Here is a 13,485-nt window from a genome sequence, read left to right as displayed (position 1 = left end):
CGGAAGAGGAGACCCTCAGGAAGGCGAACAGCGTGAGTTGGAAGAACCAGTGCGTGACCCGCAAGGCCGTGGATGATGCCAGTGGGAGCGGCCGACGGGACCGGCGGCCCGGAACCGGCGCCACGGAGTGAGCGGAGCGGGAGATGAAGGAACGATCGCCCCAGGGGCATCGCTGTGTGCCCCATACCGCGGACGTACGGATCGAGGCGTGGGCACCGTCGCGCGAGCGATGCCTGGCCGAGGCGGTGAACGCGCTGGTCGACACCTTCGCCGACACGCAGGGCGCACACCCGACCGGGATGGCGGAGTTCAGGGTGGAACCCGGCAACGACGAGGAGGCTCTGGTCGCCGTACTCGACGAGGTGATCTATCGCCTGGATACCGAGGGCGAGCTTCCGCTCGACTCCGAGGTGCACGCCTTCCACGGAGGTCTGACGGTGCGGTGGCGTACGACCGACACGGACGGGGTGGAGTTGGTGGGCGCGGTGCCGAAGGCCGTCTCGCTGAACGAACTACGGTTCGCCCCCGACGGGGCAGGCTGGTCGTGTGCCGTGACCCTCGATGTGTGATCAGCCCTTCACCACGCCCAGCGGCAGCAGCCTGGCCACCGGCCTGCACAGCCCGGCCCGTTCCGCCGACTCGACCACTGCCGAGACGTCCTTGTACGCCTCGGGCATCTCCTCCGCCAGTCCTCGGCGCGATGCCCCACGCACCGCGATGTTCCGGGCCTCCAGTTGGCTGCGCACGTCCTGACCGTGTACGGCCCTGGTGGCCTGCTTCCTGCTCCGCACCCGGCCGGCACCGTGGCAGGTCGACGCGAAGGCCGGCCCACCGGCGGCACCGGTGAGCACGTAGGAGGCGGTCCCCATCGAGCCGGGAATGAGCACCGGTTGCCCCACTTCGATCAGGTCGGCGGGCAGGTCCGGGTGCCCGGGCGGCAATGCCCTGGTGGCGCCCTTGCGGTGCACACAGAGCCGCCGCTGCGTGCCGTCGTACCCGTGGGTTTCGATTTTCGCGAGGTTGTGCGAGACGTCGTAGACCAGATCGAGTCCACTCCCCGCGACCTGTTCGAAGACCCGCCGGGTCGCCTCGGTCAGCAACTGACGGTTGGCCCGTGCGTAGTTCGCGGCCGCGGCCATCGCGCCCAGGTAGGCCCGGCCCTCGGGCGACGAGACCGGGCTGCACGCCAACTGCCGGTCGGGTATTTCGATGCCGTACCGGGTCATGGACCGCTCCATGACCCGGACGTGGTCGGTGCAGATCTGATGCCCCAACCCCCGTGAACCGCTGTGGATCATCACGCAGACCTGACCGGCCCGGAGTCCGAACGCCGTCGCGACCGGCTCGTCGTACACCTCGTCGACCGCCTGCACCTCGAGGAAGTGGTTGCCGGAGCCGAGGCTGCCCACCTGGCCCTGCCCGCGCTGCACGGCCCGCTCGCTCACCTGGCCCGGGTCGGCGTCGGTCACCGCACCGTAGTCCTCACACCGGTACAGATCACGCTCGACACCATGGCCCCGCTCGACCGCATACCGCGAACCGCCACGCATCACCTCGTCGAGCTGGGCACGTCCATCGAGTTGCCAGACCGCGCCCTTGCTCATCCCGCGCGGGATGGCGTGGTCGAGGCCGTCCATCAGTCCCGTCAGCAACGCGGGGAGCGCGGTCCGGTCAAGATCGGCGGTGAGCAGTCTGACCCCGCAGGAGATGTCGAAACCCACCCCGCCGGGTGAGACGACGCCGTCCGCCCCGACATCGGTGGCGGCCACACCGCCGATCGGAAACCCGTATCCCCAGTGCACGTCGGGCATCGCATAGGACGCCTCGACGATGCCCGGCAGGGTCGCGACGTTCGCCACCTGCTCCAGCGACCGGTCCCCGGCGATGTCGGGCAGCAGCGCACGGGACGCGAAGACCACCCCCGGCACCCGCATCGGATCCCGCTGGTCGATCCGGAACCGGTACGGCGACTCCTCGACCAGTTCCATGGGACGCCGGCTACCCGATTGACGGGTCGACACACCCGGGTCAGCGAATCGACGCTTCCAGCGCGAATGATGGCCAATGCCAGGCGACGCCCCGGCGTCCACGGTATTAAGGGAGGTGCCCGACCCTGCGCATCATCGGACAGGAGAAACCATGGGTAACTCCCACAAGCACGCGGACGACATCGTCTACAACCTGGTCTCGATCCAGTACCACGCGCTCAAGGGTGGCCAGGTCTACGAGCAGTACAAGAAAGACGCCGCCGAGCATGACGACGTGCGCCAGTTCATCGATCAGATACAGCGCGAGGACATCGATCGGGCCGCTCGTGCCCTCGAACTGGTCCGCAGTCTGACCGGCAGCGCCGCTGGCGGCTGACCACTTCTCAACGTCCACTCATCGACTCTGATGGCTACGTGCGGGTCCGCCCGGCGCAACACACACTGCCGTACCCGGGGGGTGGGGGAAGTCGCGACCGGCGGCTCTCCCCCACCCCTGAGGTTGGCTAGAGCCTGCCGCCCCTGGGGACGCGGGTGGTGTCGCCGTCGGGACGGCCGGCGCCCTTCAGCTGCCGGCCCTCGTTCGCCGCGACACCGGCGGTGCTGGCCGCGCCACCGAGCAGCACGATCATCGCGTCGGCGTCGCGGACCAGCACCCCGCGTACGTCGGCGTCGGGTACGAGCACCGCGTCCGAGGCCAACTCGGTGAAGGCGGCGAGTTGCTGGACCGCCCGCTTGTCGTTGCCGGCCGCCTCCGAGTCACGTACCGCCGCCAGCTTGTTGACGAGCTGCCGGTGCGCCTTGGCACTGAGCCGCTCCGTCGCCCTGAACCGGTCGAGCAGGTTGCCCATGTCCCGGAAGGAGGTGGTGACGAAGAACCGTACGGAACTCGTGCTGGTGTTGCCGGCCTTGTCGGTGGCGGTGACCGTCAACTCGTGCAGACCCAGGCTGAGCTCGTACAGGGCCTGCAGGGTGTTGCTGGCGTACGGCGCACCGTCGAGGGTGCCGACCGTGGCGGCCAGACCTGAGGTCGGGTCGACGGCCTGGAAGGTGACCCGGACGTCCTGGCTGTCGCCGTAGAGCTGCCCGTCGGCGAGCCCGGAGACGATCACCGTCGGCTTCGTCCCGTCGATCCGCACCAGGGCGGACTTGAGAGTCTCCAGGTTGCCGGCGGCGTCCTTCGCCCGGTAGAGCAACTCGTGCTGGCCGTCGCCGGTGACGTCGACCGGGGTGGCGTACGCCGTCCACGGCCCACCGTCGAGCGACCATTCGAGCGGGCCGACCCCGGAACCGGCGTCGGTCGCGGCGAGCGTCACCGGGACCGCCCCGGCATGCCAGCCGTTGTCGTTGGCCGGTGCGAACGCCGCCGTGCTGACCGGAGCGGTGCCGTCGATCCGGACCGGAACCTCGCCGGGTGCCGACACGTTTCCGGCCCGGTCGGTGGACCGGTAGCGGAAGACGTGCTCGCCGTCGCCGGTGACCTGCACCGGCCCCGTGTAGACGGTCCAGGTCGGGTCCGCGTCGACCTGGTACTCGGTCGACCCGACCCCGCTGCCGCCGGTCTCGTCGGTCGAGGTCAGAGTTACCGTCGCGGCCGAGGTGAACCAGCCGCCGGTGGCGGGTCCGGCGACGTCGGCCCGGGTGACCGGGGCGGTGGTGTCCGGCTCCGGCTCCTCGACCGGGGTGCCGTAGACGTTGATGTCGTAAAGCGAGTAGCCCCAGTTGGTGGCCCGTGCGGTGGCGTACACCCGAACATGGCGACCGGCTCCGGCCACGGTGAGGTCATCCACGCCGCCGTCCGCGGTGGTGCTGCCGTAGATCCGGTTCCAGGTGCTGCCGTCGGTCGAGGTCTGCACCTCGTACGCGCTGGCGTACGCCGCCTCCCAGGCGAGCCGGACCCGCTCCAGCTCGTACTCGGCACCGAGGTCGACCGTGATCCACTGCGGGTCGACCAGGTGCTCGCTCGCCCAGCGGGTGGCGGGGTCGCCGTCGACCGCGTTGCCCGGCAGGTGGGACGAGTCCGGCTCGACCGAGGAGGCGGTCACCAGCCGGTCCCGCGCCAGGTCCTCACCGGTCGGGATGCCGTCGGTCCGGATCCGGATGTTGCGGTAACTGATGTCCATTCCGGCGCCGTCGTTCTGCACCCCGAAAAAGCCCTCGGCGATGTTGCGGGAACTGGTGTAATCGGTGAGCTTCACACCGTTGAGATAGACCTCGACCTGCTGTCCGTGCACCCGGATGTCGTAGGTGTTCCACTCCCCCGGCGGGTTGAGGTTCGCCTCCCGCAGCGCGGTGTCCGGGGCCTTCAGGCTGTACACACTGCCGGTGGTCCGGGTCGGGTCGGCGTCGGTGGCGTCGATCTGGATCTCGTGCCCGTCGGAGACCGGCTTCCACGGGTCGCCCTGCGGGTCCGGGAACCCGATGAAGACGCCGCCGTTGTCGTCGCCCGGCATCATCCAGTCGACCTTGAGCGAGTAGTTGCTGTACGTCCGGGCCGGGTACCAGAGCAGTCCCATCCCGCCGAACGAGGTGAGCGTGCCGTTGTCCAGGGTGAACCCGCCGGGGCCGGCCTGTCGCCACTGCTCGAAGGTCGGCTGGGTGCCGTCGAACAGCGCGGTGTAACCGGTCTCCGGTCGGCAGTCCGCGTCGGCCTGGTCGGCGGCGAGCCGGATGCCGCCGAGCAGCATCCTGAGGTAGTTCTCCTCGCCGAAGGACTGGGTGGTGTGCCCCATTCCGGTGTACCAGGCCCGGCCGCCGTCGTACTCCTGGCACCAGGTGATCGGGTGGTCCGCCCCCATCCCGCCGCCGCTGTAGGTCGACTCGTCCACGGTGGCGAGCACCTTGACGTTCGCCCGGGGGTTGGTCCGGTAGTTGTACCACTCGTCGGTGTGGGTCCAGCTCGGCGCGAAGTGCGCGGTGGACGGGTTCGCCCGGTCCTCGAACCGGACGGTGGCCGGCTGGGTCGCCGGGTGCGAGTCGAACCAGGCGCCGACGAGCCCGCCGTACCACGGCCAGTCGTATTCGGTGTCGGCCGCCGCGTGGACCCCGGCGAAACCACCACCGCCCCGGATGTACGCCTCGAACGCCGCCTGCTGCTCGTTGTTGAGCGCGTCACCGGTGGTGGAGAGGAAGACCACCGCCTCGTACTGGGCGAGGTTGGCGCTGGTGAACGAGGTGGCGTCCTCGGTCGAGTCGACCCGGAAGCCGTTCTCCCGGCCGAGCTGTTCGATCGCGGAGATGCCGGCCTCGACCGACTCGTGCCGGTAGCCGGCGGTCTTGGAGAAGACCATCACCTGGTACGTCTCCGGCGGGTTCTCCTCCTCGGACGGGCCGTACACGTTGAAGTCGAAGAGCGAGTAGCCCCAGCCGGTGGCCCGTGCGGTGCCGTACATCCGCACGTAGCGTCCGGTGCCGCTGATCTCGATGTCGTCGACGCCGCCGTTGCCGTTGGTGGTGCTGTGCACGGTGGTCCAGTTGTCGCCGTCGAGCGAGGTCTGGATCTCGTACCCGGTCGCGTACGCGGTCTCCCAGCTCAGCCGGACCCGGGCCAGCTCGTGCGCCGCGCCGAGGTCGACCCTGATCCACTGCGGGTCGGCGTACTCGCTCGACCAGCGGGTGGTGGCGTCGCCGTCGACGGCCAGGCTCCCCACCCGGTAGTCCTCGTAGGTGGAGGAGACGGTCACCGGGCGGTAGCGGGCCAGGTCGCTGCTGGCGGTGCCGCCGCCGGTGAAGGTGAAGCTGTCGACGTTGAACAGAGCCTGGTCGGGGGCACCGGCGAAGGTGAGGAAGAGCGGCCCGGAGCCGCTGGCACCGCTGATCGTGCCGTTGACGGTGACGAAGTTGTCCCAGCCGCCGGTGCCGGGCACGGTGATCGAGCCGACCACCGGTCCGGTCGCCGAGCCGGTCCGGAAGGCGAGTGTGCCACCGGCGTTGGCCGAGGAGACCCTGGCACTGAAGCCGGTGACGCCGACCAGGTGGTACGGGTCGAACGAGATCCACTCGCCGTTGTCGATCGCACCGACGTACCCGCCCTCGCTGGCCGGGCTCTGGTAGACGGCGAGGTTGCCGCTGGAGTTCGCGAAGTGCTCCGCCTGCCGGTGCCGGGGCTGGAGCACGACCTGGGCGTGTCCGACCAGGCCGGAGCCGTCGGTGTAGGCGGCGTCGATAACACCGAAGAGGTTGTCGCTGGGCCCGTGCTCGCTGTTCGCGGTGGTCTGGAGCACACCGGTGCAGCCGGTGGCGCTGGTCATCGGGTGACCGTGTTCGTCGTGCCCGAGCACGAAGTTGACCACGACCTTCGTACAGTCGATCGTGCCGTCCTCCGGGTCGGTCACGGTCACCTGGTACGGCACCGGGTCACCGAAGGCGAAACCCGAACCGGCCGGCGGGCCGCTGATGGTGACCGTCGGAACGGTGTTGCCGACCGTGATCGTGACCGTGGCGCTGCCGAAGTTGCCGGCCGGGTCCTGGACGGTGAGCTTCGCCGGATAGGTGCCGTTGGCCGCGTACGTGTGGCTCGGGTTGGCGGAGGTGGAGGTGGCGCCGTCGCCGAAGCTCCACGAGTAGCTCAGCGCGTCCCCCTCGGGGTCGCTCGATCCGGCGGAGCCGAACGTGACCGTGAGCGGCCCCGGCCCGGAGGTACGGTCCGCAGTGGCCACGGCGGTGGGGGCACGGTTGCCGTTCGGGGCGGTCTCGATCCGGTAGAGCGCCGAGTTCTCGTCCCCGTTGAACCACCCGGCGCCGTAGTCGAGCACGTAGAGGGCGCCCTCCGGTCCCATCGCCAGGTCCATGATGTGTTTGTGGGTCCACGGGAAGTCGCTGATCGTGCCGGCGCTGCCGTCACCGTCGGCGGTGATCGTCTTGATCCAGTCCTGGGTGAACTCACCGGCGAAGAACTTGTTGTCGAAGCTCGCCGGCAGCTTGGTCGGTGAGTCGAGGGCCGGGTCGAAGTGGTAGACCGGGCCGGCCATCGGGCCGCCGCCGTTGCCCAGCGGCGAGTCGAGGCCACCGTCGTACGCGATCCAGGCCGGCTGGGCCGGCGGCAGTTCGGTCAGACCGGTGTTGTGCGGTGAGTGGTTGACTGGCGCGGCGCAGTCGAACTTCGGCCCCGAGGTGAACGTGGCAAAGTCGAAGTCGTTGTACGGCGAGTTGTAACCCTGGCAGTACGGCCAGCCGAAGTTGCCGGGGCCGGTGATCCGCTCGAACTCCTGGTGTCCACCGTCGCCCCGGTTCGGGTCGGCGACCTCGGCGTCGGCGGCGTACGTGCCGACGTAGACCACGCCGGTGGCCTTGTCGACCGACATCCGGAACGGGTTGCGGAACCCCATCGCGTAGATCTCCGGGCGGGTCTTCTCCGTCCCCGGGGCGAAGAGGTTGCCGGCGGGGACGGTGTAGCTTCCGTCGTCCTCCGGGTGGATCCGGAGCAGCTTGCCGCGCAGGTCGTTCGTGTTGCCGGAGCTGCGCTGGGCGTCGAAGGCCCAGTTGAAGCCGTCACGCTCGTCGATCGGCGTGTAGCCGGCCGAGGACCAGGGCTGGGTGTCGTCACCGGTGGTCAGGTAGAGGTTGCCCTGGGCGTCGAAGTCGAGGTCGCCGCCGACGTGGCAGCACATCCCCCGGTCGACGGTGACCTGGAGCAGCTTCTTCTCACTGGCCAGGTCGACGGTCCCGTCGGTGCGTACGGTGAACCGGGAGAGCTGGTTGTGGCCCTGCCAGCGGGCGAAGTCGGCATCCGTGCCGTTGGCCGGGGCGTCGCCGGCCGGGGTGGCGGCGAGCACCGGCGCGTAGTACACGTAGATCCACCGGTTGGTGGCGAAGTCGGGGTCGGCGGCGATGCCCTGCAGACCGTCCTCGTCGTGGTTGTAGACCGGGAGGGTCGCCGCGAGGATCGTGTTGCCGAGTGTGTCGGTGGCGAAGATCCGCCCGTCACGCGAGGTGTGCAGCACGGTCCGGTCGGGCAGGACCGTGAGTGCCATCGGCTCGCCCATCGCGGCCGGTCCCTTGGCGAGGGTCACCTCTTGCAGGATCGGTTCGGCCTGGGCCGTGGGCGCGGCGGCGGCGGGTGCCGCGATCGCGACGAGTGAGGTAAGGACAAGGGCGGCACTGGCGGCGGACGCGATGAGGCGTCGGCGCATGGGTGCTCCTTCACGAGGTCGGTCAGGAGGAGCGCGCCGCCGCACCTGTGGGGGTTGTCACCGAAAGGCCGCCGAGTCTTTCGTCTGTACCGGTGGGACTCTGCCTGCCGGGCGAAGGAGGCGTCAACCCCTTCGATCGAGAAGTCACCCGATCTTGACGTACCACTGTGGATCATCGTGGCCCAGCCGGAGAATTCGGTGCACCTTCGCCGGCTCAGCGTCGACCCAGCACCGCTCCGGCCGCGGCCACTCCGACGGCCAGCCCGACGGCGCCGGTCAGCAGCGAACGACGGTGCCGGGAGAGCCAGAACTGCGGGCTGTGCCGGTGGGCCCGGTGGTCGAACGACCCGTGCGCGCCGAAGTCCGCACCCCTCTCGCCGTCTGCCGGCTGCCAGAGGTTGACCGGCTGGTCCGGGTCGGTGGGCCGCTCCGTCTGCTGGGACGCGTACCCGGTCCGGCCGAGGTGATGGTCGAGGATCCCGGGCACGATCCGGTTGGCCAGGATCGTGACCACCGTCGACGCTCCGACCCAGTACTCCCGTCGACCGGGCCGACGGGCGGCGTGCACGATCGCCCTCGCCGCCACCTCGGGCTGGTAGATCGGCGGCACCGGCTGGGCGGGCCGGCTCAACCTGGACAGGACCCAGTCGAACTGGGGGGTGTTGACGGCCGGCAACTGCACCATGGTCACCCGCACCCGGCTCCGGTCGTGCAGCAGCTCGCAGCGGAGCGACTCGGTGAAGCCGACGATCGCGTGTTTCGCACCGCAGTACGCCGACTGCAACGGAATCGAGCGGTATCCGAGCGTCGAGCCGACCTGCACGATGGTGCCGTGGTCCCGGGACAGCATGTGGTCCAGGGCGACCCGGGTGCCGTGTACGAAGCCCAGATAGGTCACCTCGGTCACCCGGCGGAACTCCTCCGGTGTGATCTCGACGAACGGCGCGAACACCGAGGTGAAGGCGTTGTTGATCCAGAGGTCGATGTCTCCGAGTTCGGCGGTGACCCGGGCGGCGGCCGCCACGACCTGCGCGTAGTCGGCCATGTCGGTTTCGATCGGCAGGGCCACCCCGCCGGCCGCCCGGACCTCCCCGGCCGCCGCCGCCAACCCGACCGAGCCTCGGGCGAGCAGCGCGATCTTCGCACCGTCACGGGCGAGTTCGCGGGCGGTGGCCCGACCGATCCCGGCACTCGCTCCGGTGACGACGGCGACCAGGCTCACTTGCGCAACTCGTTGATCTTGTCGCGGGCGACCGTGGCGAGCGTGGCGATGCGGTTCGGCTCACCCCGCAGGAACGCCTCGGTGAACTCCTTCGCCTGCTCGTACCGGACCTTGCCCGGCATCGGCGGCTCGTTCGGGTTGACACTGCAGTCGACCAGCGCCGGCCCCGGGTACGCCAACGCCTCCCGGACCGCCCCGGGCAACTGACCCGGATCAGTCACCTTGACCCCGTACCCGCCACAACTGCGCGCCCAGACGGCGAAGTCCGGCTCCGGCTCCGGATGACGTACGGCGTACTCCGGATAGCCGAGAATGATCTGCTCCCAGAGAATCTGCCCGTACGCGTTGTTGTTGTTGATGATCACCTTGACCGGGAGTTCGTGTCGCGCCGCGGTCAGGAACTCGGCCATCAGCATCGCGAAGCCACCGTCACCGACGTACGCGATCACCTGGCGCCCGGGGTGGGCGAGCTGGATCCCGATCGCGTACGGCAGCCCCGGCGCCATCGACGCCAGGTTGCCGGAGAGGTAGTACTCCCGCCCGCCCCGGATCGTCCAGTGTCGCGCCGACCAGGTGGCGATGGTGCCCGAGTCGCAGGTCAGGATCGCGTCGTCGGCGGCCAGTTCATCCACACAGCCAATCAGGTACTGCGGTGCGATCGGGGTACGGCCCGGGTCCTGCAGCGCCTTCATCTCCTCCCGCCAGGTGTCGCGGCCCCGCTGGTGCTTGGTGAGGAAGGATCGCTCGTCGTGGCGCCGCAGCAGCGGCAGCAGTTGCCTCAGCGCCACCCGGGCGTCGGCGGTGACCGCCACCTCGACCGGCAGCCGGATGCCGATCTGGCTGGCGTCCCGGTCGATCTGCACCACCCGGGCCTGCCCCGGCGAGGGCAGGTAGCTGCCGTACGGGAACGAGGTGCCGACCATCAGCAGCGTGTCGCACTCCTCCATCAGCTCCTCGCTCGGCTTGGTGCCGAGCAGCCCCAGGCCGCCGGTGGTGAACGGGTGCTCGTCGGGGACGACCTGCTTACCGGGGAGTGTCTTGACGATCGGCGCGCCCAGGGCGTCGGCGACCGCCAGCACCTCCTCCCGGGCGTACCGTGCGCCGATGCCGACCAGCATCGCCACCTTCTGGCCGGCGTCCAGTACGGCGGCCGCCCGCCCCAGTTCCTCGTCTGCCGCAGGAGCCGGCGGCCGGGAGAGCACCGGACTGCTGGCCGGGGGCGCCCCCGGGCTGACATGCCGGTACGGGTCCGCGGCAGCCGCTGCCACCTGGATGTCGTTCGGGAAGGTCAGGTGCACCACCGTGCGCTTGGCCAGGGCGTGCCGGATGGCGATGTCGACCACCCCCGGAACCTGCTGCGGGTTGGTCACCATCAGGTTGTAGGCGCCGGCCACGTCCTGGTAGAGCTGGGTTGTCTGCACCTCCTGCTGGTACTGCGTACCCAGCACCGAGGTCTCCTGCATACCGGTGATCGCCAACACCGGCACGTGGTCCATCTTCGCGTCGTACAGACCGTTGAGCAGGTGGATCGCTCCGGGGCCGGAGGTGGCGGCGCAGACGCCCAGCCGGCCGGTCGCCTTGGCGTGTCCGGTCGCCATGAACGCCGCGGCCTCCTCGTGGTGGACCAACACGAACCGCAGCCGCTCACGCTGGCGACGGAAGCCCTCCATCAGACCGTTGATGCCGTCACCCGGCAGTCCGAAGACGGTGTCGACACCCCAGTCGATCAGACGTTTCGCCAGCGCTTCCCCGACGATCTCCTGCATCAGTGCTCCCCGTGTCCGTGGCGCGGCCGCGTCGCCGATCGCCCGACGACGCCTGCCACCGGTGACGTCGACCCGGTTCCGTGTTGATCCGGACATGACCGGTCAGCGGCGTGACCAACGTCCGATCAGATAGCCGACGACAAGGGCCACCCCGACCACGACCAGCGCCGGACCGAGACGCCCTCCCTTGAGCCGCTGGAGCCCTTGCTTCGGATCGACCACGGTGCCGGCGGCGTCGCCGACCACACCGGTGGCCACGTCACCGAGGCGTCCGTGAGCCATGCGCCGCACCCCCTCGCGCCCCCCGACCGTCGCCCGCGCCAAGCCGACGATAGCTCACCTTTCGCAAGATATTGGACATACAGCCTGACTTCGATCCGGACGCTCACTCCCGGTCAGGGTCATGCGCGGCCGGGCGGTCGACCGGTGCGGCCGAGCCGGCCAGCATCCGCGTCACCCGGCGTCGCAGGGGCCGGATGAGCCAGCAGCCACCGAGGACGAGGGCCGCGACGGACACGATCCACCAGCGGGGCCAGGGCCCCCGGTCCGGACCGCCCACCTCGGCCACCCGGAGATCCTCAAGCAGGCCCTTGGCCAGCTGCAACCCGTCGACCCGGCCGATCCGACCCGGTCCCTGACCCGCCCGGGCGACGGTACGGGTAACCGCGCCGTCCACCGACCGCTCGACGATCTCGTAGTCTCCGCCCTCCACCCCGACCAGCACGGCCCGCTCCGACGCCCAACCGAGCAGTGCGGCCGGGTGCGCCAGAGCCGAGAGCGGCGCGGGCGTCGGAGCGCCCACACCGGTCACGTCAACAAAGGCCAGTCCACCCCGTACCGCACCGAGATGCTGGACGGCGAGCAGCCGACCATCGGGCGACCAGGCAGCCGGGCTGTCCAGGTAGTAGCCCTCGGGCAGGGTGAGGCTGCGCCGTACGACACCGGTGAGATCGACCAGGGCGACCCGACCCGGTCCGGTCGGCACGGCCAACAGTTCCCCGTCCGGCGAGACCGCCACCTTCAGGTAGGGATCCGGCAGCAACTCCTGGCCGACCATGCTCACCCGCCCGTTACCCAGGTCGACCACGGCCAGCCGGCCGTTGCGGGAACCCGACCCGTCGAGAGCCCCGTCGCCCATGGAGATGACCAGGCGGGAGCCGTCCGGGGTCCAGGCGAGCAGCCGCACCGTGACCGGCCGGCCGAGCGGGATCCGCCGGACGGCGCCGGTCCGGAGGTCGACCAGTTCCAACCCGTCGTCGACGCGCTGCTCGCTCGCGACCGCGACCCGGGTGCCGTCCGGTGCGAGCAGCACCCCGGCCGCATGCCACTCACCGTCGTCGCCCGTCGCGCCGCGCTGCTCGGCCAGGTCGAGCCGGCGGTACGTCCGCCCGTCCACGCCCAGCACCAGCACCTGACTGGTGCCCAGCCGGGTGCCGAGTGACCCCTGACCGTAGAGCGCCATCGCGGGGCCGGGTGGTGCGGTCGACACCGACGCGGTCAGCAGTGACATGCCGGCGAACCGGTGCGGCAACGTGGGGCTGACGGCCGGACTCGCCGGATCCCACCCACGTCCGCCGGTGCCGGGAACGGGGAGGAGGGCGACCACCACCAGCACGGCGAGCACCGCGGCGGCGGCGAACGCGGGCCGGCGCCAGGCGGCTCTGCCGGTCGAGGCACGGTGGAAAGCACGGGCGCGCAGCTGGCCGACCGGGGGCGGCGTGACCGGGAGCGCATCGGCGACCTGCCGCAGCCCGGCCGTGATCCGGCGGTCGGGTTCACTCGTCATCGAGGTGCTCCTGCAGGGCGGAGAGCGAACGGTGCAGCAGTGACTTCACGGTGCCGGGTCGGCAGTCCAACGTGGCGGCGATCTCGTCCACCGGGAGGTCCAGGTAGTACCGGAGGAAGACCACCGACCGCTGCCGGTGACTGAGCCGGGTCAGCGCGGCGCGTACGGCCGTGGTCGTGCCATCCGGTGGCGGCAGTGGTGGTGGCCCCTGGTCGACCGTGCTGTGCCGGCGTTCCACGATCCGGCGGCGCAGCCACGAGGTGCACCGCGACACGACCGCCCGGCGCAGGTACGGCACCGGCTCACGGACGTCGTCGATCCGCCGCAGCCACTCGATGAAGACCTCCTGCACCACGTCCTCCGCGACCTGTCGGCTGCCGGTGGTGACGTAGGCGAGCCGAACCAGCACGACGTAGTGGGCGGCGTACACCGCGTCAAAGGTCGCCTCCGCGTGCGCGGGCGTTTGCACCAACACATCTGTAGGGCGCACACCTGCGCCTTTTCGTTGCGTGCGCGTCGGGGTTTTCCGCCGGTCGCTCCCGGACGGCGCCATGGTCAGCGGTTACCTCGGCGACCCGGACGAGGTCGGCGCCGC

General features: G+C 70.3%; 9 protein-coding genes. 2 read left to right on the top strand and 7 right to left on the bottom strand.

Translation table 11 applies throughout. The annotated features are described in order from the left end of the window. Positions 1 to 143: 143 nt before the first annotated feature. Positions 144 to 569, top strand: a complete 426-nt coding sequence (locus BDK92_RS31975; RefSeq protein WP_121160088.1) for an archease — start codon at positions 144 to 146, stop codon at positions 567 to 569. Here the strand turns inward: BDK92_RS31975 and BDK92_RS31970 are convergent, their stop codons facing one another. Continuing rightward, positions 570 to 1,988: an RtcB family protein gene (locus BDK92_RS31970; RefSeq protein WP_121160087.1), complete on the bottom strand. Its 1,419-nt coding sequence runs from the start codon at positions 1,986 to 1,988 to the stop codon at positions 570 to 572. 151 nt (positions 1,989 to 2,139) lie between these two features. Here BDK92_RS31970 and BDK92_RS31965 point away from each other — a divergent pair, with 151 nt between their 5' ends. After that, a complete protein-coding gene (locus tag BDK92_RS31965; RefSeq protein ID WP_121160086.1) occupies positions 2,140 to 2,364 on the top strand; it encodes a hypothetical protein in 225 nt (74 codons plus the stop codon). A 127-nt stretch (positions 2,365 to 2,491) separates the two neighbouring features. On the opposite strand, the gene BDK92_RS31960 is transcribed toward BDK92_RS31965, so the two are convergent. The 6 genes from BDK92_RS31960 to BDK92_RS31935 all read right to left on the bottom strand — a co-directional run bounded on the left by BDK92_RS31960 (position 2,492) and on the right by BDK92_RS31935 (position 13,359). Further along, positions 2,492 to 8,116 (bottom strand): ThuA domain-containing protein, encoded by a 5,625-nt coding sequence (locus BDK92_RS31960; protein ID WP_121160085.1) that lies wholly within the window; start codon positions 8,114 to 8,116, stop codon positions 2,492 to 2,494. Positions 8,117 to 8,330: 214 nt separating this feature from the next. Next, the gene (locus BDK92_RS31955; protein ID WP_121160084.1) at positions 8,331 to 9,338 is read right to left on the bottom strand and encodes an SDR family oxidoreductase; all 1,008 of its coding nucleotides are present in this window, start codon (positions 9,336 to 9,338) and stop codon (positions 8,331 to 8,333) included. Continuing rightward, complete coding sequence (locus BDK92_RS31950; RefSeq protein WP_121162767.1) at positions 9,335 to 11,104, bottom strand: thiamine pyrophosphate-dependent enzyme; 1,770 nt, start codon at positions 11,102 to 11,104, stop codon at positions 9,335 to 9,337. Before BDK92_RS31950 ends, BDK92_RS31955 begins: the two co-directional genes overlap by 4 nt. Before the next feature lie 102 nt (positions 11,105 to 11,206). Then, positions 11,207 to 11,386: a hypothetical protein gene (locus BDK92_RS31945; protein WP_121160083.1), complete on the bottom strand. Its 180-nt coding sequence runs from the start codon at positions 11,384 to 11,386 to the stop codon at positions 11,207 to 11,209. A gap of 103 nt (positions 11,387 to 11,489) precedes the next feature. Beyond that, positions 11,490 to 12,890 carry a WD40 repeat domain-containing protein gene (locus BDK92_RS31940; protein WP_121160082.1) on the bottom strand — a complete coding sequence of 467 codons (1,401 nt, stop codon included), beginning with the start codon at positions 12,888 to 12,890 and terminating at the stop codon, positions 11,490 to 11,492. Continuing rightward, positions 12,880 to 13,359: an RNA polymerase sigma factor gene (locus BDK92_RS31935; RefSeq protein ID WP_246017361.1), complete on the bottom strand. Its 480-nt coding sequence runs from the start codon at positions 13,357 to 13,359 to the stop codon at positions 12,880 to 12,882. Before BDK92_RS31935 ends, BDK92_RS31940 begins: the two co-directional genes overlap by 11 nt. Between the last annotated feature and the right edge of the window lie 126 nt (positions 13,360 to 13,485).

It is taken from the genome of Micromonospora pisi (assembly GCF_003633685.1).
Taxonomy (GTDB): domain Bacteria; phylum Actinomycetota; class Actinomycetes; order Mycobacteriales; family Micromonosporaceae; genus Micromonospora_G; species Micromonospora_G pisi.
Note: the sequence above shows the minus strand (reverse complement) of the source record. Positions and strands in the feature narration are given on the sequence as shown.